This window comes from Sulfurirhabdus autotrophica, from assembly GCF_004346685.1.
GTDB lineage: Bacteria > Pseudomonadota > Gammaproteobacteria > Burkholderiales > SMCO01 > Sulfurirhabdus > Sulfurirhabdus autotrophica.
Map to the genome: position 1 here is coordinate 1 of NZ_SMCO01000029.1, position 25,518 is coordinate 25,518.

Annotated in this window: 25 protein-coding genes; 11 read left to right on the forward strand and 14 right to left on the reverse strand. The window is 47.4% G+C overall.

The window, feature by feature from the left end; genetic code table 11:
* The first annotated feature begins 143 nt into the window (after nt 1–143).
* A complete protein-coding gene (locus EDC63_RS17000; protein ID WP_132920966.1) occupies nt 144–1,010 on the forward strand; it encodes a PfkB family carbohydrate kinase in 867 nt (288 codons plus the stop codon).
* 118 nt (nt 1,011–1,128) lie between these two features.
* On the opposite strand, the gene EDC63_RS17005 is transcribed toward EDC63_RS17000, so the two are convergent.
* From EDC63_RS17005 to EDC63_RS17035, 7 genes are all read right to left on the reverse strand, one after another.
* Complete coding sequence (locus EDC63_RS17005) at nt 1,129–1,524, reverse strand: PIN domain-containing protein (protein ID WP_124948068.1); 396 nt, start codon at nt 1,522–1,524, stop codon at nt 1,129–1,131.
* Complete coding sequence (locus tag EDC63_RS17010) at nt 1,521–1,763, reverse strand: AbrB/MazE/SpoVT family DNA-binding domain-containing protein (RefSeq protein WP_124948067.1); 243 nt, start codon at nt 1,761–1,763, stop codon at nt 1,521–1,523. The genes EDC63_RS17005 and EDC63_RS17010 overlap by 4 nt, the downstream gene beginning before the upstream one ends.
* Nucleotides 1,764–2,535: 772 nt before the next feature.
* Entirely contained in the window at nt 2,536–5,691 is a 3,156-nt protein-coding gene (locus tag EDC63_RS17015; protein ID WP_124948066.1) for a transglycosylase domain-containing protein, read from the reverse strand.
* A gap of 268 nt (nt 5,692–5,959) precedes the next feature.
* Nucleotides 5,960–6,274: a CcdB family protein gene (locus tag EDC63_RS17020; RefSeq protein ID WP_124948065.1), complete on the reverse strand. Its 315-nt coding sequence runs from the start codon at nt 6,272–6,274 to the stop codon at nt 5,960–5,962.
* Nucleotides 6,274–6,522, reverse strand: coding sequence for a type II toxin-antitoxin system CcdA family antitoxin (locus EDC63_RS17025; protein ID WP_124948064.1), 249 nt, complete (start codon nt 6,520–6,522; stop codon nt 6,274–6,276). The genes EDC63_RS17020 and EDC63_RS17025 overlap by 1 nt, the downstream gene beginning before the upstream one ends.
* Before the next feature lie 798 nt (nt 6,523–7,320).
* The gene (locus EDC63_RS17030) at nt 7,321–10,215 is read right to left on the reverse strand and encodes a class I SAM-dependent DNA methyltransferase (protein WP_124948063.1); all 2,895 of its coding nucleotides are present in this window, start codon (nt 10,213–10,215) and stop codon (nt 7,321–7,323) included.
* A gap of 159 nt (nt 10,216–10,374) precedes the next feature.
* Entirely contained in the window at nt 10,375–10,659 is a 285-nt protein-coding gene (locus EDC63_RS17035) for a HigA family addiction module antitoxin (RefSeq protein WP_124948062.1), read from the reverse strand.
* Between the two features lie 342 nt (nt 10,660–11,001).
* Between EDC63_RS17035 and EDC63_RS17040 the strand changes: the two genes are divergently transcribed.
* The 4 genes from EDC63_RS17040 (at nt 11,002) to EDC63_RS17055 (ending at nt 13,962) form a co-directional block, all read left to right on the forward strand.
* A complete protein-coding gene (locus EDC63_RS17040) occupies nt 11,002–11,943 on the forward strand; it encodes a hydrogen peroxide-inducible genes activator (RefSeq protein WP_132920967.1) in 942 nt (313 codons plus the stop codon).
* Between the two features lie 136 nt (nt 11,944–12,079).
* Complete coding sequence (locus EDC63_RS17045) at nt 12,080–12,553, forward strand: rubrerythrin family protein (RefSeq protein ID WP_124948061.1); 474 nt, start codon at nt 12,080–12,082, stop codon at nt 12,551–12,553.
* Nucleotides 12,554–12,581: 28 nt separating this feature from the next.
* Nucleotides 12,582–12,752: a rubredoxin gene (locus EDC63_RS17050; protein WP_124948060.1), complete on the forward strand. Its 171-nt coding sequence runs from the start codon at nt 12,582–12,584 to the stop codon at nt 12,750–12,752.
* Between the two features lie 64 nt (nt 12,753–12,816).
* On the forward strand, nt 12,817–13,962 hold the full coding sequence (locus tag EDC63_RS17055; RefSeq protein WP_124948059.1) for an NAD(P)/FAD-dependent oxidoreductase: 1,146 nt from the start codon (nt 12,817–12,819) through the stop codon (nt 13,960–13,962).
* 53 nt (nt 13,963–14,015) lie between these two features.
* On the opposite strand, the gene trxA is transcribed toward EDC63_RS17055, so the two are convergent.
* Nucleotides 14,016–14,387 (reverse strand): thioredoxin, encoded by a 372-nt coding sequence (gene trxA, locus EDC63_RS17060; RefSeq protein ID WP_124948058.1) that lies wholly within the window; start codon nt 14,385–14,387, stop codon nt 14,016–14,018.
* Nucleotides 14,388–14,742: 355 nt separating this feature from the next.
* On the opposite strand from trxA, the gene EDC63_RS17065 reads away from it, so the two are divergent.
* Nucleotides 14,743–15,891 (forward strand): PilT/PilU family type 4a pilus ATPase, encoded by a 1,149-nt coding sequence (locus tag EDC63_RS17065; RefSeq protein ID WP_124948057.1) that lies wholly within the window; start codon nt 14,743–14,745, stop codon nt 15,889–15,891.
* A gap of 5 nt (nt 15,892–15,896) precedes the next feature.
* Here EDC63_RS17065 and sfsA read toward each other — a convergent pair whose 3' ends face one another.
* Entirely contained in the window at nt 15,897–16,610 is a 714-nt protein-coding gene (sfsA, locus tag EDC63_RS17070; RefSeq protein ID WP_124948056.1) for a DNA/RNA nuclease SfsA, read from the reverse strand.
* A 230-nt stretch (nt 16,611–16,840) separates the two neighbouring features.
* Here sfsA and EDC63_RS17075 point away from each other — a divergent pair, with 230 nt between their 5' ends.
* Nucleotides 16,841–18,628 (forward strand): GspE/PulE family protein, encoded by a 1,788-nt coding sequence (locus EDC63_RS17075; protein WP_124948055.1) that lies wholly within the window; start codon nt 16,841–16,843, stop codon nt 18,626–18,628.
* Here the strand turns inward: EDC63_RS17075 and EDC63_RS17080 are convergent.
* From EDC63_RS17080 to EDC63_RS17100, 5 genes are all read right to left on the reverse strand, one after another.
* Nucleotides 18,620–18,904 carry a hypothetical protein gene (locus tag EDC63_RS17080; protein WP_124948054.1) on the reverse strand — a complete coding sequence of 95 codons (285 nt, stop codon included), beginning with the start codon at nt 18,902–18,904 and terminating at the stop codon, nt 18,620–18,622. The two genes, EDC63_RS17075 and EDC63_RS17080, sit on opposite strands and share 9 nt — an antisense overlap.
* A gap of 114 nt (nt 18,905–19,018) precedes the next feature.
* On the reverse strand, nt 19,019–19,453 hold the full coding sequence (locus EDC63_RS17085) for a hypothetical protein (protein ID WP_124948053.1): 435 nt from the start codon (nt 19,451–19,453) through the stop codon (nt 19,019–19,021).
* A gap of 189 nt (nt 19,454–19,642) precedes the next feature.
* Nucleotides 19,643–20,245 (reverse strand): nitroreductase family protein, encoded by a 603-nt coding sequence (locus EDC63_RS17090; RefSeq protein WP_124948052.1) that lies wholly within the window; start codon nt 20,243–20,245, stop codon nt 19,643–19,645.
* Nucleotides 20,246–20,285: 40 nt separating this feature from the next.
* Nucleotides 20,286–21,365 carry an alkene reductase gene (locus EDC63_RS17095; protein ID WP_124948051.1) on the reverse strand — a complete coding sequence of 360 codons (1,080 nt, stop codon included), beginning with the start codon at nt 21,363–21,365 and terminating at the stop codon, nt 20,286–20,288.
* 43 nt (nt 21,366–21,408) lie between these two features.
* Nucleotides 21,409–22,107, reverse strand: coding sequence for a pirin family protein (locus EDC63_RS17100; RefSeq protein ID WP_124948050.1), 699 nt, complete (start codon nt 22,105–22,107; stop codon nt 21,409–21,411).
* A gap of 105 nt (nt 22,108–22,212) precedes the next feature.
* Here EDC63_RS17100 and EDC63_RS17105 point away from each other — a divergent pair, with 105 nt between their 5' ends.
* From EDC63_RS17105 to EDC63_RS17120, 4 genes are all read left to right on the forward strand, one after another.
* Entirely contained in the window at nt 22,213–23,121 is a 909-nt protein-coding gene (locus tag EDC63_RS17105; RefSeq protein ID WP_223248465.1) for a LysR family transcriptional regulator, read from the forward strand.
* A gap of 142 nt (nt 23,122–23,263) precedes the next feature.
* A complete protein-coding gene (locus EDC63_RS17110; protein ID WP_124948048.1) occupies nt 23,264–23,503 on the forward strand; it encodes a type IV pilus assembly protein FimV in 240 nt (79 codons plus the stop codon).
* Between the two features lie 263 nt (nt 23,504–23,766).
* On the forward strand, nt 23,767–24,243 hold the full coding sequence (locus EDC63_RS17115; RefSeq protein ID WP_124948047.1) for a hypothetical protein: 477 nt from the start codon (nt 23,767–23,769) through the stop codon (nt 24,241–24,243).
* Nucleotides 24,244–24,309: 66 nt separating this feature from the next.
* Nucleotides 24,310–25,281 (forward strand): peptidoglycan-binding domain-containing protein, encoded by a 972-nt coding sequence (locus tag EDC63_RS17120; protein ID WP_189836564.1) that lies wholly within the window; start codon nt 24,310–24,312, stop codon nt 25,279–25,281.
* Nucleotides 25,282–25,518 lie beyond the last annotated feature (237 nt).

Here is a 25,518-nt window from a genome sequence, read left to right on the forward strand (position 1 = left end):
ATGATTTCAAATCGGCACCAAAATATTTTGCTTTCTAAACCCCGCCCAGATTGGATCTTGGCGGCTCGATTCGCGATTTAACCGGACACTACTGAGTAAAAATGATCACTCAAACTGAGGCGATTTCTTAAAGGGGAGTTCTGATGGCACGGATTCTGGGTATTGGTGTTGCAACGCTGGACATGATATTTGACGTGGCGCGTTATCCTTCGGGAGACGAAGAAGTCCGGGCGAAAAATCTACGGGTAGCTCGTGGCGGCAATGTTGCCAACACGTTAGTCATGTTGAGCCAGTTAGGCCATGCATGTAGCTGGGGTGGTGTACTGGCAGAAGGGCTGGATAGTAATGTCATCGTCGAAGATCTTGCTCGCTACGAAGTGGATCTCAGTTCGTGTGTCATGCATCTGGGGCGCCCCCCCACTTCGACTATTATGTTGAGTCGTGAGACAGGCACCCGAACCATAGTGCATTATCGCGATTTACCCGAGTTTTCTGCGGCTGATTTTGATCAAATCGTGTTGTTACCCTATGACTGGATACATTTTGAAGGGCGCAATGTGCCCGAATTGGACAAGATGCTAAAACGCGTCAAGGAAGTCCGGCCTGATATTAAAATCTCCCTTGAAGTGGAAAAACCGCGCCCTGGTCTGGAAAGCGTTTTTCCCCTGGCAGATGTACTTTTGTGTTCCCATGCTTTTGCAATACACGCGGGTATGAACGACCCACACAAATTTTTAGCCTGGCTGCGGCAACGTACCTCTCGCTCAGAACTTTTAGTTGGTTGGGGGAATGACGGCGCCTATGGACTGGATACATCAGGTAATGCACATGAAAGCCCGGCATATCCGCCAGATATAGTGTTAGATACGCTAGGGGCGGGCGATACTTTTAATGCCAGTATGATTGATGCATTTGTGCGCCGCCTCGGTATGAAAGAGGCATTGGATGCGGCTTGTCGATTGGCGGGCCGTAAATGCGGGATAGAAGGGTTTGCAGGGGTAGTGGTTTAACCTGCAAAGTTAATTATGTATGTGAACTATCGAACCACATTCGTGCGTCAGTAATATTGTCATGAAGGTATGTAATCCTGCCTTTGCAACCAGCCGATATTGACCGCTCTTTTCATGATCATTCGATTAAACGCATACCACTATCCTTGGCAGCACCTCGATCAAATGTTGTTGTGTAGTTGCACCCCGCTTCATTACCTGACCGCTCTATCATGCAGTCGGCAAAATCGGCCTTACCATCCTTGAAAAGTCGCAAAGCCTTCCAAACAGTATCGGCGTGCGCTACCACGATTTCCTTGGTGCGCAACATGGTTTCCAATACCTCGCATATTTCGCCCTTGGTAGATTTGTAGCAGCCTGATAGTACCCAAACCAACTCCACCACCGAAACGACGCTCACATAGCCTGGCGCATCTACCGTCAATGATTCAATCAGACGTGTTGCCTTAGGGGACTGCTTAGGATCGTCTTGCGCGATATAGCGAACGAGAACATTAGTATCCAGACCAATCATTTTGCCTTGCCGCCATGAGTAGCGATAGCATCATTCATCGCCGTGATCGTTATAGCAGATGCAGGCTTACTCACTAGCCCCTTTAAAGCAGTTACCGACTGCGTTGCGGCTACTAGTTCAAAACGCCCTGGCTCAACTTGGACAAACTCGATCCGGTCTCCAGCTTCAACGCCAAGGGCGGTCCGAACTGTAACGGGAATGGTGATCTGGCCTTTACTGGTCATGGTTGCGGTTGACATAATATCTCCTCAGATAGATATCCTTACTATATGGTAAGGAGGTTGCAAGATCAAGAGTATCTGCAACTTCTAAAATGATTCCGGGTTTTACTTTGGGTGATAAATTGCTGCGACAGCTGTTTCGCAACAAAATCGTAATGGCAGCAATTGGAAAGGTTTACTGGTGTTCGCGACCCTTTGCCGCCCCCGGCACCTTCATATTGAAGGTCAGTTAAGTCGCATATAGCAGCTGAACAACTTAAAGCTAACTCGCGTAAGTCGTATGTAGGGTATCAATAAGCGAAGCGCATTGCACCGGATGTTTACGAGTTTGTATATGTTCATTTTGTGGGGTGTTTGGTATTGCATGATAATTTAAGAAAGTCGAATTGAATAGGCCTTGCCGGGGGTAGCCCGGCGGCTAGTCACTTTTCTTGCTTCGCCAAGCAAAGTAACCAAAATAAGGCGACGCCAACTACGCCGTCCCTTCGGGATACCTGAGCGTTACCGAATAAATCGGGCGGCAGCGCAAACTCGCACGATCCGCTGTGCGTCCACGTGCTCAGACATGCGCTGCCTTTATCCCGATTTATTCGGTAACGCTCAGCAGCGCAGATGGGGAATAGTCAAAAGCCTGTTTTTGGCACATTTGAGACGAGTTGTTTAGATTTAAAACTTGAATCTGCGCCTCATCGTAAGCCACATATAATGATCAAATAAAAAGGGCTTAGTATTTCACCGAACCCTATAATTTATTCAATCAGCTTGTGGCTGGCATGATTGTTTTAGTGAATTACTCTTCTTTATCCGTTACTTCATCTGGCGTATTTTCAATGGCTTCATCATCAACATTGGGCGCTTTTGGTTTGGCCTTTGAAGGGGCGGCCTTTTTAGGTTGCATTTCAGCAGCCAGTATTTGTTCAGGCAATTGTTTTGCCTGGTCGGTTAATGGTTTGAGTGTTGGTAGTAAGTGTTTGAGCGCCTGGGCTGAAAGGGCGGATGTAAAGTGATATTGTGATGCATCAGCGCCAGGTATGAAGGCGGTTAGGGTGCCAAAGAAACGGTCACCAATAAAAAACACGAACGTAGCTGAACGATTGACCGAGCGAGAGTCTTTGATGACGCCAACTGATGAGAATGTTACGTAGCGATGATCTCCGGTACCGGTTTTACCGCCAATCGGAATTTGGGTGCCATCTTCTCTGACGATGGCGTGTGCAAGTCGGGAAGCGGTTCCCTTTTCTACCACATCAATAATCGCAGCACGCACTTTTTCGGCAATTTCCGGGGCAAACAGTTGCACTGATTTGACAGGTGCTGGCTTGATGATGGTTTCAAATGGGGTGTCTTTGCCAAAATGCATCTGTTCAATCAAAACGGTGGGCACTTTAGCCCCGTTGTTCAAAATGATTCCCATGAGTTCAGCGAGCGCGGCTGGCCTGTCTGCAGAGCTGCCAATAGCGGTTGCCAGTGAAGGTACGAGTGAATCGAACGGATAGCCTAGTCGTTTCCAGCTTTTGTGAATTTCGAGGAAGGCTTCTACTTCAAGCAAGCTGCGGATACGGATATCCTGTGCGTTTTTGTGGCTGGTTTTGCGCAGCCAGTCATACACGGCAATACGCTCTTTGCTGCTGGCTTTGATCACATCGTTGTAGCCGCTTCCCGGATGTGAGACCAGATACTGAACCAGCCACAATTCCAATGGGTGAACGTGGGCAATATAACCTTGATCAGATAGTGAATATTTTCCTGGTGGGTAGCTGTCAAATAATCCTTGCAAGGTGCGTTTGCCAGATATTCGCTCACTTGGAAGGTGATCAGTCATGAACTTTTCATAAGCATCGAAGCCCGCGGCAGGGTAAATGTAGCGGAAGGCTGCCGATAGCCGACGTGGCGTAGGATGGATCTCTGCCAAAAAGGTGTTCATGACTTCTTCAACCGGCTTGCCTTTGTATTTCTGGTAGAAGCGGGCAATAAAAGCTTTTCCTTCCTTATCGGCAAAGCGATTCAGATATTCGGTGCGCTGAGGAGCATCAATGTCTTTCAGTACATTGGCAGTTGAGCCCGGTGTCTGGAATGTGTAGTAGCGCACGACATCCCGCATTAGTCGGATAAAAACCAGATTGACAGAATTACGGGTGGCTTCGCGCACGCTGATGATCTTGCTGTCATCGTCATGTTTGAAATTGTTAAAGAATTGAGCGCCGCCCCCTGTGAAAAACTGTTCATGAGGGTTTGCAGAATATTTGCGCTCCATCGCTGCATCCAGCATGTTCGATAGAGACTTATCTTCATTTGTCAGGAGATAATCAATTGCCCAGCGCGTGATCACATCATTGGGCCCGACTGTTACTTCGCGTAATTCTTTGGGGTCTGAAGCAGCATATTTATCGTGCAGTGTTCCGACGATTTCCAGGTAAGTAACCAGGGTTCTCAATTTTGCTGTGGAACCTAAATCAAGTTTTGCCCCCTTATTAATATCAAAGGGCTGGTCAAAGTTATCTGCCTGTACGCGCAGTTTTGCCCCTTGAGGGGTCAGTTCGTAAAAAGTCAAGCTGTAAATAATCTTGCCTGGGTCGGCGCTTCCAAGTAACCGTTCGCCATAAAGCCCTGCATTACGTGCATATTCAGGATCATTGAATTTTTTTAGAATGGCTGTAACGTTTTTCTGAATGTTGCCATCCAAAGTACTGCGAACCGATAAATCCAGATGATCTAATTCGTACATGCGCGATAGCCCCAAAAGAGAAGCTAAACGAACCCGTACCGCGTTGGTTGCTTTAAGTATTGTGAAGTCATCGGTGGATTCAGAAGGGGCGCCCTTTGTAAAATGCAGCGGTGTTTTGATAGCGGCATTTTTCAGTGCCGGCGAAATGACACCTTCTTGAGCAAGCAAGCGGATGTGACTATTGGTAAGCGCCTCTAGAGCCTTGCGTTCTGAAACCAGATAACCGGATGGTCTGCGCTGGGCAATCATCAGGCTTAGCAAATGTTTATAAGCACTGGCAGTTTCATTCAGGTTGGCGTTATCAGATGGCCAGGCCTGTAAAAGTTGATTTACTTTCTTGAAATCCAGGCCATACCAAGCCCACAAGCCGTCACCAATACCGTTTACTTCACCAAATCCTGCTACACCAGCCAAAGGGACCGTATTTAGATAATCAACCACGATGCGTTTGCGTGCGGGCATTGTCTGTTCACCATCAAGGTATGCCCGAACAGAAGCAGATGCCATTTGCTGGAGTTTGTCCTTTGCGGTCAGCGTTAAACCATCCGGTGAATGTCTGTATTTTTCAATTTGAGTCGCAAGAGTGCTTCCTCCTGGTACATCGTGTTCAGGGCGAATATATTGAATTGCCTTGTCGAGTACAGCGCGTGCCAATCGTTCCCACTCGATGGCCGGATTTTTCTTGGGTTGTGTCGGGTCAAGCAATTCGCGGTTTTCTATAAACAGCAGGCTTTGCGTGACAATAGGTGGAACGGTCTCGAAATTTGAGTAAATCCGATGCGGAAAAATTGCCTTATGCAGTGAATTGCCGTTGTCGTCAATAATGCTCAGACCAGCCTGGGTTTTTTCTTTGTAGGGCGCAAAAAGTCCCTCGTCGATCAGTTCCTGCATGCGGGGTGAAAGTCTGGCCTGAGCAGTCACCTGAAAACCCTCGCCGGCTAGTCTGGGAATCATGGCTTGTTCAAGGCTGTAACCCATCCTGATGTCGTATGGGCCCGCTTGTGGAATTTTAAAGTGTGGATTGGGACCGTCTTTCACTTCATATTTTAAATCTTTGGCAAGTTTAGAAAGATACTCGGCCTGATAAGTGGAAGTCTTTGCTTCTCTCGCAACCAAAAAGCCTGCGATAACCAGGGCGATAATGATCAGGAGCAAAAGTGTCAGAAGAAAATGCTTCAGTAATCGTTTTGCGAGGGAAGCGCGAGGTTTGATTTGTGTCACAGGAATAATTCGTATCTTCTAGTTAAATCATGTTGAAATATGATAGCGCAATAGCCGTACTATGCCTAATATTTATGCTCAAAAACAACTAATTGAGCAATTCAAGTGAGGGCGATTGGCGTAAAACATAAATTATCAATTTTCATCTTCTATTTTAATTGTGCATGCTGCCAGATTGATCTTCTGCGGCCGGGGGTAGCCTGGCGGTTAGTTACTATTCTTGCTTCGCCAATGGTTGGTTGTTGAGCCTGCGGAAAGGTAACGCCTGTCAAATACCAGTAAATAATAAATCCAATGCTGCGATAATTTCATCGCGCTTTGTTTTCAGGGAAGTGACTTTGTCACCCAGTGAGCGATTGGCGATACCAGCCAGTTCGGCGGTGGACATCACGACTGCCGTGCCCCTGATTGTGAATTTCGGATTGAGTTGTTTTGCTGCCGCCCCCATTTCTTTCACCATAACGAGTGGCACAACGACACGCGTCGCCAGCGTATCCAATAGTTCGGTTTGCACGTCCAGCAGATAAGGGATTATTTTGCGTGTGTCAGGGTTCGGATTAAGATAAACGTCGAACTGTGCCATCAAAACCGCCGTAAGCCGTCGCTGAAGGTGCCGCGCATTTCAATGCGGCGGTTGTATTCATCGAGTGCACTCTGATTTTCTGCCAGCCAGCGCTCACGTTGTGCTTGCCGCACGATCTCGGCCAGATGTTGCTCAAGGGCTTGTGAGAGATTGATGTTGAGTTGTTTTGCTTGCTGCAAAAGATCGGCATTGATGCTGAGATTGGCTGACTTCTTCGGCGCAGATAAGTTGTAAACGGGATTGTTCATGGTTGCATCCTTGGTGTTTCTATGCGCATAAATTACACGTATGATTAGTGCGTGTCAATCGTGTGTAATAATATTGCGTATTTGGAAATGCAAGATGTTACGGTAAGTGGCAGGATGGGTGGAACGTAGCGGTGCCCATCGAATGGCAATGTGAAGAACTAGACGTTCAGATTGCATTTGTTTCAGGTTTGGACTTACGAGGCCGGGGGTAGCCCGGCGGCTAGTCACTTTTCTTGCTTCGCCAAGCAAAGTAACCAAAAGAAGGCGACGCCAACTGCGCCGTCCCTTCGGGATGCCTGAGGGTTACCGGATAAATCGGGCGGCAACGCGAACTCGCACGTAAACGTGCTCAGACAGGCGCTGCCTTCATCCCGATTTACCCGGCAACCCTCAGCGGCGTAGATGGGGGTTCAAAGTCAAAGGCCACGCGCAAAGCGCGTGACGGGTGGCTGGCTGTGCCAGCTTAAATATCCCTTTGTTGCATCGCCTCGGTTTGGGTTTTGAATCGGGGAAAAGGCAAGTATGTCTGAGCACGTTTACGTGCGAGTTTACGCCGCCGCCCGATTCAAAAACCAAACCGAGGGAACCCGCAGGGCGATGCAAGTAGGGTGCCCTTTTCTTTGGTTTCTTTTCTTTTGGGCAAACAAAAGAAAGATACTAGCCGTCGGGCTACCCCCGACCTCAGGTGCCAATATATTGCGAAGTCGGGCCATTTATCCATAAAATAAGTTGAAAATTTATTTTTGTTAATCATATCGATTCAATACTTTTCGATCTGCCATGCTCAATTATTCGCGTTCAGCTTCTTTCAAGATTCAGGACAAGCAAACGCCGCAAAATTTCCTCGTCTGGCATATCCGGCGTGTAGTCATTCCAGCCGTAGGCATGCGCTACCGCCCTATCCAGCGTTTTATGGACATTATCCAGCCACGCTGGACGTGCGTTGTAAAGATTGGTCAGGGTGCGCTTTTTCAGTTCCGCTTCAAAGCCAGTTTTGGCAATAATTCTGTCCGGGTATCCGGCAACTACTTCCGGCACGCGTTCTGTCCATTCCACAGGGTTGAGCCAGTTCTCACGCAGGGTGTTCAATTGCTGTGCGGCCTCGGCGATTTCAGCGGCGGAAGGGTTGGCGTAGTCCGATGGCACGAGGTTGGGTGTTAGTCCTGTAGGAAAGGGGAAGGTTTCAAAACACGATTTGGCATTGTAAGTGGGTGTTCCTCCATCGCCATGTATCGAAACTTGTGCCAATGCCCATGCTTCGTGAAAGCGCGAATGTAAAATTCCAAATGCAGTATCGTCAGATCGGCTGATAACATTTAAACGTGTATCTGGTAATACCACGATAGGAAGCCAAACAAAAATTCGATGCTTGGCGACGCGTGGGGTCACAATGAAGCGGGTAAGTCCTTTGAGGGCTTTTCTCATGGAGATGCGTGCTTCTTCGTGAATCCACCAGTTACGGCGAGTACGCTCTCGGTTGACTGTTTCGCGGTATGGTTTGACGTGCGTTAGCACATAAGTAAACGGTGTTTCATATAAAGCTGCATCGACCTCGGTCATGTCAGTGCCGAAATCTATAATCCAAGTGTCAGAAGAGCGGCGAGCAATGTCCATACCATTCGCCCACGGGCGCACGACATCGCTGTTCGGTTTGCCGTTGGGGTTGGGCTGTTTCAGCCATTGCCGCGCCAGTTCGCCTGGAATATCAAAAGCGCCATATTTTTTGGTGCCTTCAAAAGTTGTATTTGTGTTTTCATTGAGTTGATTAGCTTGAGTGAGATCAAGGCCACTACCTGAAGTTAGGTCAGCATGAATAGCCTCGACAGGTTTTCCATCAAGTATTACCCCATTGCCTTGACCAAAACAAACCAGCGATACGCGTACGGCTGCGCCTTCATTAATCCATTCTTCGTCTGACCATGCATTGAATATGCGAGTGGTGTCGCAAATGCGCGCCAGCACTTTCTGGTTTGAACCTTTGCGAATCGCTTGTGTGGTCACCAGTCCGGTACGATCACACTTCCCAATTTCAATCTGCGCACGTGCTTTTTCAAACCAGTAGGTCACCAAATCTGCCCCGCCCGGCACACGGCCTTTGTAAAGCATGCGCAGAGCTTCGATATAGCCATCACCCAGCTCGCCACGCATTTTTGATCCGCCCAAAAACGGCGGGTTGCCAATGATCGCATTCGCGGCTGGCCAAACCGCTTCAGCGCATGCTGAACTCTCCCCTTCTGTCCCTACGATGTTGCCATCCTCATCATGAACAGTGATATCGCTACCCAAAATAAGCTCCATCACTGCATCGCGGTTTTCAATATGGTCGAGCGGTTGCAGTATGGGGTTCTTGCGGATGGGATAGCCGTTTTTCAGCATCCACTGGATTTCTCCGATCCAGACCGTTACGCGCGCCAGTTCGGCGGCGTAGGGGTTGAGTTCTATGCCCAGCACGTTTTCCGGCGATACTTCAATAAAGGCCTGGCGTTGCAAGCCCAGCACTTCGGCTTCCAGGTTGGCTTTGTGTTCGAGGTCTTTTAGCGTGCGCAGGGCAAGGTAGAGGAAGTTGCCGGAACCGCAAGCGGGGTCGAGTACGCGGAAGTTTTTGAGGCGTTCGAGATGACTATGAAACAATGCGCTGGCTTCCTGCAAGGCTTTTTGCGAGCCTTTACCGCCCTTTTGATACAGGGCCATGTGTTTACTGATCTGCGTTTTGGCGCTGTGCCATTCTGCGCTCAGGGGTTCAACGATTACGGGGTCGATAATGCGCTGGATGGATTGCGGGTCGGTGTAGTGTGCGCCAAGCTGGGAGCGCTTTTTGGGGTCGAGGCCGCGTTCGAACAAGGTGCCGAAGATGGAAGGTTCGATGCCGCTCCAATCCAGATTGGCTGCTGCGTGCAGGATTTTTATTTCCGGGATGGTGAGTGGCAGTACAGCGACATTTTCGAACAGGCCGCCGTTGAACCAGTTGATATCTTCCAGTGCAAAATCCCCGCCTTTACGCATAGCGGCAAACAACTCTTTAAGGCGGGTTGTGAGTTTGGCAGGGTCGGTTCGGCTCTTATCGAGCAAGCGTTCGAATAGTTTTTCCGGCAATAGACCTGCATCTTCTGCGAACAGGCAAAACAGGCACTGGTTCAGGAAGTGCGCAACCTGTTGCGGTGAATGGCCTCTGGTGTTGAGTGATTGCGCAAGGTCAGCAAATTTGCCTGCGGCTTCCTCGGTGATTTGTGCAATGGTGCGGCCAGGGTGAAACTTGTCCGGCGTTTCAAACAACCAATGCAACTTGGTGAGGTTTTCAGGCTGGTTTATGTTTTCCAGCGAAATGGTATGTACTTCAGAGGGGGCATTGGTAAAGTGGGTGTGGATTTCAATGATGTTGGTATCGCACACCACTAGCAGGGGCGGGTTATCCAGTGCCAGCGCGTAGGTCATCAGCTGTTTGAGCGCTTCCCCCAGGTTGCGTCTGGTTGCCTTGTATTCAAAGGCAAAGAAGCCCTGTTTCCATACATCCGCCCAGCCTTGTCCTGCCCCGGTTCGGGTTGCGCCACGTTCGAAGCAGTAGGATTCGTGACTGGAAGGGGAAGGGGTAGGTACACCCAGTAATGCGCACAAATCAATAAAGTGCAGTTGGTAGCTGGCCCGTTCTTTGAGCGGGTTGTCTTTCCATTTTTCGATAAAGGCTTGGGGCGTCATCTACTGGTATCATTTTTATTTTAGAGTGGTGCAATGATACCAGTAGGGCACAAAGAATGGATCTTTTACGCGATTTTTCAGCTCGCGCAATCGTTATGAGCAGAGTGAAATGTGCTTCGCAGGGATGGGCGGCTTGTGCGAGTTGCATTCCTTGAATGATCATGCAGCGTGAGGCAGAGGCTCCACAGGGGGTCTGGGTTTCTGCGCTGCCAGCCAAAGATCCCATTTCATCTGCCCCGTGAGCCAAGACTCTGGAGTTGTGCCTGTCAGTAAACTGATTCGGATCGCCATTTCCGCAGAAATTGACGAGCGACCATTGAGTGCGCGGGAAAATTGAACGCGTGACACGCTCAGCCGGTGTGCCATTTCCTCAACCATAGCGCCTTCCGGCAGATACTCCCGTAATATTTCACCAAGGTGGGGTGGGTTGAACATTCGTGCCATTGCCGCCTCTTAATGATAGTCCAGGTAATCCACCAAGATGGCGTCTTCGCCCTCATAATGTGAAGGTCAACCGCCAGTTGCCGCCGATCCTTACAATTCAGTGGTTCTTTAATGATTCCTTGAGCCGATGCAGCTTCCGGTCAGATGCATCCATGTCCTTGGCTTGTTTGACATCGTCCAGAAGGAATAATTGTATGCGTAATCTGCGTTCGTGCCGAGCCAATGCCCCCATCAACCTGGAAGTTAGGTTGTGAATGGACCGTGTACAACTGGTTCAAACTGAATTTTAAGTTATGTTAAAATAATCAGCCACTTTTATGTAATCTCGATATTTTCTGGATCATGACATTAACTGAGCTTCGCTATATTGTTGCGCTTGCCCGTGAACGCCATTTTGGTCGTGCAGCGGAGGCTTGTTTTGTCAGTCAGCCTACACTGAGTGTGGGTATTAAAAAACTGGAACAGGATTTGGGTGTGACGCTTTTTGAGCGTGGTACCAATGAAGTGGGTGTTACCGCGATAGGCGAATTGGTGATTGAACAGGCAAGCCGTGCGCTTGAAGAGGTTGCTGTGGTGAAAGCCATTGCGCAGCAAGGTAAGGATCCGTTATCCGGCCCTCTGCGCATTGGGGTGATTTACACGATAGGACCTTATCTTTTACCTTATCTGATCCCGAAGCTTCGTAAGAAAGCCCCTAAAATGCCGTTGCTGATTGAGGAGAATTTTACGGCTGTTTTGACTGAGCAGCTCAAGCAAGGCAAGCTGGATGTGATTGTCGTTGCCTTGCCATTTGATGAGCCAGGTACTGTGACGCAACCGCTTTATGATGAGCCGTTTGAAGTGGTGTTGCCGGCAGACCATGACTGGAGCAAAAAAAAATCAATCAAATCTGAAGATCTGGCTCTGGAAAGTATGTTGTTGCTGGGTTCGGGTCATTGTTTTCGCGACCAGGTGATGCAGGTTTGCCCGGCACTGAATCGTTTTAGTGCGACAGCAGGCAGTATTCAGAAAACGCTGGAGGGGAGCTCGCTGGAAACAATACGCCATATGGTCGCCTCTGGCGCGGGGATTACGGTATTACCCTGTTCTGCAGTAGGGACATCCAGAAAAGAAAGCAAGTTGCTTGCTTTCAGGCCTTTTGCAAAGCCTGTTCCCGCTCGGCGTGTAGTGCTCGCGTGGCGTAAAAGCTTCCCTAGAATGCAGGCGCTGGAGGTGTTGAGGCAGGCGGTATTGTCTTGTGATTTATCTTGTGTAAAGATGATCGACTCTGTCGCTTTGAAGTAAAATATCACCATAGTAATAAACTATCGATATGATTGTAACAATTAATTAGATTAATCGTTGTTCCCTCCGTATCATTGGAATCGTTGGCTAAGCAATACAAGCAAAACGAATTTTAACCACTTGAACGGAGATTACAATGAACAACACAGAATCAGTGACAGTTAAAAATATTGAATCGGCTTTTGCAGGCGAATCCATGGCACATATCAAGTACATGTATTTTGCTAAAATGTGTCGTTTGCAAGGTGATGAAGAAACGGCGCAGGCTTTTGAAGAGACGGCAAAGCAAGAAGTACAGCATGCATTTGGTCACCTTGATTTGCTTTATCCCAAGGATGAGATGACCCCGGCCAGATGTCTTGAAATGGCGATAGCAGGTGAAACTTACGAATACACTGAGATGTACCCGTCATTCAGGCACATGGCAGTGGAAGAACAGAACCACGCTGCAGTTGCTGAAATGGACGAGCAGATTGCTGAATCAAAAGAGCATGCAGCCTGCTTCCAGAAAGTATTGGAAACAGCAGCAAAGCGTTTCGCGGCATTGGCGAAAGTGGAAGAGCGTCATGCTAACCATTATCGCGAAGCGCTTACTAAAGTAACCGCTTAATTTATAAATTTATTGAAAGGAAATGATGATGAAAAAATGGCAATGTGTAGTGTGTGGATATATTTATGACGAAGCAGAGGGAATCCCTGAAGAAGGTATTCCGGCCGGCACACGCTGGGAAGATGTGTCTGACGAATGGGTTTGCCCTGATTGCGGCGTGACCAAGTCTGACTTCGATATGGTGGAAGTAGCTGCATGATGATTAAGGCTGCTGTGGGCAGATTGTTTTCAGCGGCCACTTTTGAAACAAATTGAGGGTTATTATGTCTCCGATTATTATTGTTGGAACCGGACTGGCTGGATATACCCTGGCACGAGAATGGCGAAAGCTGGATAAAGAGACGCCACTTGTGATGATCACCTCTGACAATGGTTCTTTTTATTCCAAGCCAATGCTGTCTAATGCTTTTGCTTCAGGTAAAACACCAGCGGCCCTTGCAACGCAGGACGTAACGCAAATGCAGACACAATTGAATGCGGAGATTCGATCCCATTCAACGGTGGATGGTATTGATGCAAGTAAGCATACGGTTACTGTTAATGGTGAGATGCTGGCATATAGCAAATTGGTGTTGGCCCTTGGTGCAGATACGATAAACCCTGGTTTGAGTGGTAATGCTGCAGATAAAGTATTTTCGGTAAACGATCTGGCTGACTATGCACGTTTTCGTGAAGCCATTGAGGGCAAAAAGCGCGTAGCCATTCTGGGGGCAGGATTGATAGGCTGTGAGTTCGCCAATGATCTGGCTGGTGCAGGATATGCAGTGGAAGTGATTCATCTTGCCGCTCAGCCACTTGATCGTTTGTTACCCGCTGAGGCTTCTCAAGCTGTACGACAGGCTTTGGAAAAGTTAGGTGTAGTCTGGCATTTCAACAAGAAGGCCGTAACTGTTGATCACACTGATCAAGGCTACCGGGTCACTTTGTCTGATGGGTCAATCGTCGAGGCGGATGTTGTACTGTCGGCAATTGGTCTCAGGCCGCGTGTTGCCATGGCACAAGCTGCTGGTATAACGATCAATCGGGGTATTGTGACGAATCGATTGATGGAAACCAGTGCGCCAGATGTTTATGCGCTGGGTGATTGTGCTGAAGTGGCAGGGCATGTATTGCCTTTTGTTTTACCCCTCATGCAAGGAGCTCGGGCGCTGGCCCAAACCTTAAGCGGTAATGTTGTTGAAGTTTCTTACCCTGCTATGCCTGTGGCAGTAAAAACACCGGCTTGTACCGTTTCAGTTTGCCCTCCACCATTTGGTGCAGAAGGAAACTGGCAGGTGACGTGTGATGATGAAGGTGTGTGTGCGTTGTTTTATGGTGCAGAAAATCAGCTTCTGGGATTTGCTCTGACGGGAAAGGCTACCGCGCAAAAAGGGGCTTTAGGGAAACAGTTACCCCCTGTGCTGGGTTGATTCTGAATGAGCGTTAAACTAAAAAGCGGCCTTACTGGGCCGCTTTTTAGTTTTTAAGCTTTTGCAGCCTGTTCTTCTGCAATTTCCTTGTGAACTACCGCCATATCGATTGATTTGACTTTGCCGATAATGTCTTCAAGTCCGCTGGCAGGCATTGCACCTGGCTCAGAGAATAATATGACTTTTTCACGGAAAATCATCAGGGTCGGAATGGAACGAATCTGGAAATAGCCTGCTAATTCCTGCTCAATTTCGGTATTGACCTTGGCGAAAACGATTTCCGGGTATTTTTCGGATATTTGCTCGTAGGTAGGGGCAAATGATTTGCAAGGGCCACACCAAGGTGCCCAGAAATCGACAATCACCATGTCGTTGCCGATAATGACTTCTTCAAAATTTTCTTTAGTGATTTCCACTGTTGCCATGAATAGCTCCATTACTTGCGAGGCACAAGGCTCGTCGCGGGTTGAAATAGTTACTTGCTCGGGGACTCGACCTAGGTGGTGCGGAGAGATAAAGTGCCGTGCGTAGCGAGAAAGGAAACTGCTGATTAAAAAATGCTTGGCTTAAACGCTTGATCATTTAATCAGAATTTCTCTGCAGGTATAACAATACCATTTTTCACTGGCAAGAATCCACCCTGTTCTGGCACACTAGTCATAGTTAAAGTTAAGGCTATAATGTGAACACCCGGCTAATAGCAAGCTGGAAAGCATTATTTACCGGTTGAAATAGCCTGTTTCGCGACATTAGATAGATTATAAGAATGATGAGGGGACTATGGATTTAAATCCGCTTTTTAAACTGATGGCTGATAAAAAGGCTTCAGATATTTTCTTCTCTGCGGGTGCGCCCGTTTATATCAAAATTGAGGGTCAGTTGCACCCGGTAAACAAACAGATATTTGATGCGAAATTAGTGAAGCAGGCTGCATATGGGATCATGACCCAAGAGCAGATGAATAAGTTTGAAGCCGAGAAAGAACTTAATTTTGGCTTCGGTGTGCAGGATTTAGGGCGCTTCAGGGTGAATGTGTTTCGCCAGCGCGGCAGTGTGGCAATGGTTATTCGCCATAATAAGAATGAAATTCCAGATTTTGACTCCCTGGGCTTGCCCCCTGTTTTGAAAAATCTGGCCCTGGAAAAACGAGGTCTGGTATTGGTGGTAGGTTCTACTGGTTCGGGCAAATCTACTACCTTGGCCAGTATGCTGGATTATCGGAATAGCAACCAATGTGGCCATATTCTGACTGTTGAAGACCCGATTGAATTTGTTCATACCCACAAAAAATCTTTGGTCAATCAGCGCGAAGTGGGTGCAGACACCGATTCGTTTTCCAATGCGCTGAAGAATGCCATGAGGGAAGCGCCAGATGTGTTGATGATTGGTGAAATTCTGGATGCAGAAGCGATGCAACAAGCTTTGATATATACTCAAACCGGCCATTTGTGCGTGGGTACGCTGCACGCAAATAATTCCTATCATGCACTCATGCGGATTTTGGGTTTTTTCCCGATTGAAAACCGTGAACATATGCTGCATGATCTGTCTGTCAGTTTGCGCGCTGTGATTTCCCAACGTTTGGTTCGTGGTAAAGATGGCAAGCGGGTTGCTGCAGTGGAAGTGCTGTTAAATTCGCTTTATATTTCAGAATTGATCCAGAAACAGGAAATTGATGCGATCAAGGAAGCCATGGAAAAATCCATGTCGGATGGATCTGAGACGTTTGAACAGGCGCTGTTTCATCTGTACCAGTCCGGTAAAATTACCATTGATGAAGCTTTGCAGCACGCCGATTCACGCAGTAATCTGGAATGGTTAATCAAGAGTGGTGGCGGCAAACAAACCAAAGGAGAGGGAACAAGCTCCAGGTCAAGACCAAAAGGTGGTTTTGAAGAAATGACGATTATGCCGGAAATGCTTGAGTAAACCCTTTACGGGCAAACGACCGGTATGTTGTTTTTGAGCGTAATACCTTCCAGACTGATTTCTGCACTGTAAGCAATTACTTCTACGCCGTGGCTTATAGCCAGGCGCAAGGTGCTGCCATAGAGCGGGTCAATCTGGTCGGCAGGTCGTACTGACTTTACATCCCCTCTCTGCACGCAGTAGCACAAAACGGCACGTTCTCCCCCTTCCACCACAGCGATTAATTCCCTCAGGTGTTTTGTCCCGCGCGCACTGACTGCATCTGGAAAAATGGCGATGCCATCCACGACAGATGCGGTGACATTCTTAACTTCTATATAGCAGTCTGGTTGTCCTGTGGCGGATTCCAGGAGCAGGTCGACGCGACTGTTTTCCAGGCCAAAACGTACTTCAGTTCGAATTGTGTTGTAGCCGGAAAAAGACGAAATCAGCCCGCCTTCAATGGCCTCTTTGACTAACCGGTTGCTCAGGCCGGTATTGATGCCAATTAGCGTTCCGCTTTGATTTTTCAATATTTCCCACGTAAGTGGGTACTTGCGGTCAAGATTTTTTGCGCGACTTAACCAGACAGTGCTGCCTGGTTCGGCGCATCCCAGCATGGACCCCGTGTTAGGGCAATGTGCAGTGATGATTTCACCATTAGGGAGCGCAATGTCAGCCAGAAAACGTTTATACCGCTTGATCAAGCTTCCTTCTATCAGGGGTTGGTCGAATTTCAATGGGGTGATATAGATAAAGTGTGTGAGGGAGCCATCATAGTCTATTTATGCGTGCTGAGGTCAGTTGCTGTTGATATATCGACACGTGTGTCCAGTTTTACACTGTTAATAAGTATATTCTTAAAAATTTTCTATATAAAACAGCGTGATGAAAATTACAAAGGAAGATGTTTTCAGGCATGAGTCTTGCTCAGTTGATTATATACATTAAGCATCATAGGTGAGTGGCGGTGATAACTGAATATAAGAGTACCCAACAAGTTAAGCGTCTGGTTTCAAACTCCGCAGAACTCCGTAAGGCAATGGAAGCGCAAACCGGCTTTAATCCCACCCAATTGGGCAGGGAGTTAGCACGTGAAGGGGTGATCACCAAAGAGCAACTATTAAAAGCGATCGATCTTCAAAAACTAACACCTGGTAGAAAATTGGGCAGCATCCTTGCTGATATGGGAGTGGCATCGACAGAGCAAGTTCATCTGGCTGTCGCACTTTCACTCGGAGCGCCAAGTGTCAAGCTGGATGGTTTTGATTTTGAACGCAAAGCACTAGCCAACATATCTGCAGAACTTGCCCGCACCTATAACGTCATTCCACTGATTATTCACAATGAACGTCTGGTGCTGGCGATGGAAAACCTGCTGGATATGGAAGCGGTCAGTGCCATTGGGTTCATCGCGCAGCGGATGATTGAAAGTGTGTACGCTCCGAATCATGATATCAAGCAGGCCATCAACAAACATTATGAACTTCAGGAGCAGGAGCACGAACTCGATCAGCTGCAATTGAGTAATTTCTATAACGAAGATGATAATTCCCTTTGGAAAGAGGCAGAACGGCTGGCAAATGAGCAGCCAATTGTCAGATTGGTGAACAGCATTCTGATGGATGCTATATATCAGCGTGCTTCTGATGTGCATATTCGTCCCGGAAACAAGCAGGTTGAATTGCTCTACCGGATAGATGGTGTGTTGATAAATAAACGGGAAATCCAGAAAGGCCTTTTACCCGCTATTGTCAGTCGTATCAAGATCTTATCCAGACTGAATATTGCAGAACATCGGTTGCCGCAAGATGGCCGTTCAAGAATGCTGGATGGGGCGAATATCATTGATCTGCGCGTTTCGGTAATACCTTGTCAGTACGGTGAGAGTATCGTGATACGGATTTTGAACAAAGGTGAAGGTCTGCGCTCACTGGATGAAATCGGTTTTACACCTAAGGATGAGGAGCGGTTTGCCGGCCTGATCAATAAAAACTACGGCATTTTGCTGGTAACAGGGCCGACAGGGTCAGGCAAAACAACCACGTTATATGCGGCATTAAGGGAGGTGCAGAAGCGCAACCTGAATATTGTCACGGTTGAAGATCCGGTAGAGTATGAATTTGAGGGGATGCGCCAGATCCAGATTCAACCTGCTATTCATTTCGGCTTTCCACAGGCTTTGCGGCATATTCTTCGACATGATCCCGATGTCATCATGATCGGTGAAATCAGGGACAGGGAAACATGTAATATCGCTGTGGAAGGCGCGCTCACAGGGCATCTTGTTTTGAGTACGTTGCATACCAATGATGCACCAGGTGCAGTTACAAGATTAATGGAAATGGGGGTGGAGCCTTATTTGCTGAAGTCAGCAATAATCGGCGTGTTGGCGCAGCGTCTGGTGCGGCGAAATTGCCCGCATTGTCTGGCCGAGGAAACAGTTGATCCTAAAGTCAGAAGTGGTCTGGGAATATCAAAGACGGAAAGGTTTTATAAGGGAACAGGGTGCGAAAAATGCAATCACACAGGGTTCCATGGTCGATTGGCTGTTTACGAGTTGCTGATTGTCAGTGAAACCCTACGTAACCATATTGAATCGGGTGTGGCCACGGGCGTTTTGCGCGATCTGGCAATTAGTGAGGGAATGGTGCCGTTGACTGCTCAGGCAATCGAGCAGGCCAGATTGCATAATACTTCACTATCTGAAGTGTACCGGATAGGAATGGAAACGGTTTTTTCGGAAAACTTAGTCTGAGCCTTCATGACCCACGTTTCTGCTGTATTCCGGGTCGCTCCAGATAGTCCTGTCATTTGGCATGTCGGAACCGTGCAGACGTATTTCATGTAATACTTTGAGGAACATTAATTCGGCTAGTACATCTCCGGGAAAACCTTTTCTGTCACCCCGTTCGTCGAACAGCAAATGATCCAGCAAGTCTGTAAATGCCGGAAGCCCCCACTGTAATGTCATGTCCATGACAATGCGCGGAAAACCTTTTTCAATATCTGAAACGTATGTTAGATCAGCCATTGCATCACCGTAAGGGAAGTGGGTTCGATATGATTGTACGGCGAAGGGTGTTATCTGGCAATAAATACCATGCAAAATGCATTTAAATAGCGCGAAACGTTCATATTTTCAGTGTCAGGTTTCTCTGCCTCGTCTTTCTGACATGCTGCGTCGATCCATGCCACCGAGTAGGCGTCTGTCAATGTCTCCCCGTTGGTCTTGTCGTAGTTTGAAACGCCTGTCAATGAGGTTACGGACGCCACCCAGGGACCGTCTGCGCCGTTCAATATCGAAGCGTCTCTCGGACGATGCTATACGCCGGGATGAATTGAAGCGTCTGTCCGGCTTGCGCCGGATTGCCAATCTGTCAGAAAAATGGGAAAGAAACGTGATCAAGTCATTTTCTGAATAAAAAATCCGCCCATCAGCTTCAATGAAAGGGATGGTTGGATTGTTTTTTCGATCAGTATTCAGCCAGGAAATGGCATCACGATCAGGTAAGTGACGTTGAAGTAATGCCCCTGCTTGAGTCAGGCTGAGAAGCGGAGGGTATTGAAAAGTGTAGCTCATTTTTTGTCAAGTATGGTGAGGTGGATTTAACTGAATAGCATATAAATCATATTAGCAGTTTTGTGTGAAATGGTTAGTTAAAAATTAGCAATATTGAAGCTTATTTTGAGCCCGGTGGTCTGGTCGCGTCACCGGGTATATGCACTTCAGAAACTGTTTGCGGGCATGAAAGTCAAACTGTTACAGGTTTTACTTGATTCCAGCATCCCAGCTGTTTTCAAAAAAGCATTCTTCCAGTGGCCTGCGGGCACGTTCTTCTATTTCTTTTGCTTCAAGGTCTTTGGGCAAAACATCCGGGGTGGTCTGATAGCCGACCGCGATCATGGCTAAGCAGGCAAACTCCTTGGGGATGTCGAATTCCTGACGAATTTTGTCGGCGTCAAAGCCGCCCATCTGGTGTGCAAATAAGCCCAGTGAAGTGGCTTGCAGGCAAATATTTTCACTGGAGGCTCCCGTGTCGTACATGTGCCATGCATTGGGTTTTCCATTGTGCCGGAAGGTGCTGCTGGCCGTAGCCAGCATGAGTATGGGGGCATTTTTTACCCATTGCTGGTTGAATTCACCCAGACAATCGAAAGCGCGCTGCCATGCTGCCAGGTTGCTGTTTTTGTCCCAAACAAGGTAGCGCCAGGGTTCATCGCCAAAACAGGATGGTGCCCAGCGTGCTGCTTCCAATATGGAAATCAATTGTTCTCTAGTTACGGGCTTGCTGGCATCAAATGCCCGGGGGCTCCAGCGGCGGGCGATAATGTCGTGAACTGGGACTTGTGTTTTTGCAATCTTACTGGTCATAAATTATCCTTAACTGTTATAAAGGGCAGTCAGAAACATATCAGCCTAAAGCGGGATAGTCCGTATACCCTTTTTCGTCGCCACCGTAGAATGTGGCTTGATTTGGCGTGTTGAGCGGGGTATTTTGACGTATGCGTTCCGGTAAATCCGGGTTGGCGAGAAATAGCACACCAAATGCGATTAAATCTGCGTAGCCAGAAGCAAGCGCCCTTTCAGCTCGTACTTTATCATAACCACCATTGGCCATGTAGGTTCCATTGTAGGCAAGACGTAATTTGTGGAAATCAAAATCCTGTTTAGGGTGCTTGTTTTCGCCGATGGCAGTTTCCATTATATGAAGATAGGCCAGGCCAAAGGGAGATAGGGTTTTGGCTGCGGTTTCGAAAGTGTGCTGCGGGTTTGAGTCATGCATATCGTTGAATGGGTTGAGCGGCGATAGGCGTACACCCACGCGGTTTGCTCCCCATACATTCGTTACTGCTTCGGTCACTTCTTTCAGCAGGCGGCAGCGATTTTCCGGTGTGCCGCCATAGTTGTCTGTGCGCTGATTGGATCCGTCTCGAATAAACTGATCCAGCAAGTAACCGTTTGCTGCGTGGATTTCAACACCGTCAAAGCACGCATCCAGCGCATTTTGTGCCGCCGTGCGAAATTCGTCAACAATACCAGATAACTCTGCTGCTTCAAGTGCGCGTGGCGTCACAAATTCTTGCATCCCTTGATAAGTGACCGCCTGCCCTTCGGGTTTGATGGCGGACGGCGCAACGGGTAATGCATTGCCAGGTAACATAGAAGGGTGTGAAATCCGTCCGCAATGCCAAAGCTGCAGAAATATTCGACCACCACTGTGATGGACTGCTTCTGTGACTTGCTTCCAGCCGGCTATCTGTTCCGTACTGTGGATGCCGGGCGTGGCTGGATACCCTACGGCTCCGGCTGAAATTTGAGAACCCTCTGAGATGATCAGGCCCGCTGAAGCGCGCTGGCGGTAATACTCCACATTTAACGGTTGGGGTGCATTTCCTGCGCCAGCACGGTTTCTTGTTAAAGGCGCCATAACCAGACGGTTGGGTAAAGTGTATGGTCCCATATTAAAAGGGGTAAACAGATCAATATGCATTTAAAGCTCCCAAAATGTAAATAATATAAATTTGTTATGATTGTTAAGCTAAATCAAACAATATGACTTCAGCAGCAGTATGCGTGCTCAGGCTGAGGGTTGTTTCCTGAGTGATGGCAGCAGCGTCGCCACTTTTTAATTCGATGCCGTTAACTTCGACCTCGCCCCGGGCGACGTGCAGGTATGCTTTACGATCAGCGGCCAGCGAATAGCTCACCTGGTCGTCTTTTTCAAGTAGCCCCGCAAGCATGGCTGCATCCTGATGGATAGTTACCGAACCATCGCGGCCATCCGGAGATGCGACTAAACGTAAATGTCCTTGTTTATCGGTTGTTGTAAAAGTTTTCTGTTCATAGCCGGGTGTTAAGCCTTTTTGATTGGGCTGAATCCATATTTGCAATAGATGAATCGGCTCGGTTTCAGAGGCATTGAACTCACTATGGGTAATGCCTGTACCAGCGGTCATGCGTTGTACATCACCGGGGCGAATGACAGATCCTGTCCCCATGCTGTCTTTGTGTTCCAATGCGCCTTCCATGATATAGGTAATGATTTCCATGTCGCGGTGAGGATGCGTGGGAAAACCAGCTCCCGCAGCAATTCGATCATCGTTAATCACCCGCAGGCTGCCAAATCCCATATATTCAGGGTCATAATATTCGGCAAAAGAAAAAGAATGCCATGAATCGAGCCAGCCATGATTAGCGTGACCGCGATCAGTGCTTTTACGAATTTTAATCATGCTTGTTTCCTTTGTAATATCGAAATTATTGAATAATTTTTTATAGAATAGGCTTGTATCTATGTTATTCATAGCGAATAATTCTGGTTAAATCATTCAAATTATTTGATCATGCAATTTAGCCTGGATTCACTTCTCATTTTAGACGCCATTTCACGCAATGGCAGCTTTGCTGCTGCGGCAGATGAATTGCACCGTGTGCCTTCTGCGCTGAGCTATAGCGTGCATAAACTGGAGCAAGATCTGGGGGTTAAGCTGTTTGACCGCAGCGGGCATCGGGCTGCTTTGACTGAAGCAGGTAATGAATTGCTACAAGAAGGCAGAATTCTTTTACGTTCAGCCGAAGAACTGGAAGCAAGAGTGAAACGGGTGGCAACAGGCTTTGAAACCGAACTCCGTATTGCCGTGAGCGATCTGGTGCCTTTGCACCGTTTGTATCCTCTGCTTGACGCATTTTATAAGGAGGCATGTGGAACCAGATTGCGTATTTTGACAGAAGTTTACGGTGGTTGTTGGGATGCACTGGCGAGCGGTCGTGCTGATCTGGCTATTGGTGCGCCAGGAGAGGGGCCAGCAGGTGGTGGATACAATTCGCGGTCAATGGGTATATTGGAATTTGTATTTGCTGTTGCGCCGTTCCACTCATTGGCATCTTCCCCGGAACCCCTGAAAAACACCGATATTATGCAGCACCGAGCAGTTTCTGCCGGGGATAGCTCGCGCAATCTCCCACCGCGCACTTCCGGGTTGCTAAGTGGTCAGGACGTATTAACCGTGCCAAGCATGACCGCAAAGATACAAGCACAATGTATGGGTTTGGGTGTGGGATACCTTCCCAGACAATTAGCGGAACCTGAATTTACAGCGGGGCGTCTGATTTTAAAAGTAGTCGAAGAGCATAAGCCGGGAGTGCAATTATTCATAGCATGGCGGAGTAATCACAAAGGGAAAGCTATGTTGTGGTTTATTGATAAACTAACACAAAAATTCTGGCTGGAAAAACTGCTGGGGTGAGCGTTTCTCGGTTTGTTTATGGCGAGTTAATTTTTTTTAATTTCTATATTAGCAAGATTGCGTTATAAATATGCTTTTATCATTTGGTTGGTGATTTATAGTTGCTTTAAATATTTAATCACAATCTAACGGGTGTTTAAAAATGGTAGTAATGATGATAACCGGCTTAGGCGCATTAGTAGCGCTACTTTTGCTGCTGGTGTGGATGCGCAGGTCCTCAAAAACAGAAAAGGAAAGTGCTTATGTTGATCCTTTGGCAGAAGCTGAGGTGTATCTGGCATATGGGCGTAAGCAGCAAGCGATAGAAAAACTTGAGCACGCTTTGAAAAATGATGATACCCGTCAGGATATCAGGCGCAAGCTGGCTGAATTAAAAAAATGAATATTGTTGGCCGGTACTAGCTGGCTAATTTCATACAGTAATACCTGTATTCTTCGGGCGTTTCATTTTCTTCCCAGGTATCAATCAAGTTTTTGGGGCAGATCTAAGCACTGGTTTGATGCTTCACGATGGCGATTGTTTCATCAAACTATTTCTTTTGTTTTTCCAATTTTCATCTAATCTCAACTATAAATAAGAAGTTGCCAATAGCATTTTGTGCATTGCTGTCGATCAATGGGCAATATTCTAATAGGGAGTGATGTGTGAATACCGAGGATGAGTTGCAGCATAAACTGCTGAGCAAAATCAAAACCAGAAGAGAAAGTATTAATGTATTCGTGCGTAAACTGGATCGCCGTGCTGTTCGCTTGACCAATCTGAGTATTATCTGTAGCGCATTGACGAGCGCATTAACCGCCGCTCCGGCGTTTGGTGGCGGGAACTTCATTGAAGGCATGCAGCAATTGGGCATGTCCGGTGATCCACCTGTGTGGCGAGTGGTTTGTTTTTTGGCATTATTCCTTTCTCTGGTTGCAGCCATTTCAACCAATATGTACAAATCCCATGATATGGCTGCCCGCATTGCAAAAGCACAGGCTTCCTGCGTATTGCTAGAAGGGTTGGAAACGTCTGTCGAATTTGGGCAATTTTCAGTACAGGAAGCCATGAAGTTATACGCGCAATACATAGCGGATATTCCGTTTATTCACGAAGTAGATTCCGAGCCAGTCAAAGATTAATCAGTCTTATTTTGAATAACGGTAAATTTTTGTCGATGTGATTAAATATTACTAAGGGAGCGAATTGTGGCAACTTATCGTGTTGGATCCAAAGGACCAGAAATCTTGCAAATTCAAACCAGGCTGAAAACCCTGGCACTTTACAATGGACCGCTGGATGGAGAGTTTGGTGGCGGAACTGAAGCGGCGGTAAAAGTATTCCAGAAAAGTAATCAGCTGGAAATTGATGGGCAGGTGGGGGCAATAACCTGGAAAGCATTATTTAATCGAAAAATTCCTGATCCGGCAATTGTCAGCAAGCCTGCTGATTACAAATGCCTCGCGTTGACAGGCGCATTTGAAACGGGTGTGGGTATACCGGAATGTTTTGCAGGGATTAGCGGGGATTTTGATGGGCAGGGCTTGAGTTTTGGGGTGCTGCAATGGAATTTTGGCCAGGACTCATTGCAGCCACTGCTCAAAGATATGATTAAAAATAACAAGAAAATCGTCAAATCAATTTTTCAGGATCACTATGATGTGCTGATAGAGGCGCTAAACGCAGACAAACATGAATTGATGCAATTTGCGCGTTCCATCCAGCATCCCATCAAACATTTTGTGTTTGAACCCTGGCGAGGGATGTTCAAGGCGCTGGGCAGGACGGAAGAATTTCAGGCGATTGAGCAACAGTATTCAAATGGACTCTACAAATCCGCATTAAAGCTGTGTAACGACTATGGCTTGAAGAGTGAGCGAGGGGTCGCCTTGATGTTTGATATCAAGGTGCAAAATGGCAGTATTAATAAATTGGTTCAGGCGCAGATTCAGCGTGATTTTGCAAACCTGCCAGCAAGTTTATCTAAAGAGGAGATCGAAGTAGAAAAGATGAAAATTATTGCCAATCGTCGCGCTGAGGCATCCAATCCGCGTTGGGTGGAAGATGTGAGAGCTAGAAAACTGTGCATTGCTCAAGGGGGCGGCACGATACATGGTATTACCTATGAACTGGATTCCCAGTTTGGGATCAGTTTGAATAACGTTGATGTGAGTAGTTAGTTGTTTTGTAAATGACCGATTATGGAACCACATCTGAACCTTTTCAGGTGTCGAAGTGGTTGAAGCATGCATCTTGCGAGCATAAGGGAAAATTTTTTTCGGGAGAATAACTTCGGGGCTTGAAGCGGGTTTAGAAAACATTCAACATTACATAATGTTCATGTCAACTCCCTATTTTAGCGTAACATCGTTATAATGATCAGGGAGATACACTTGCTATAGCATTGTAACGGAAAA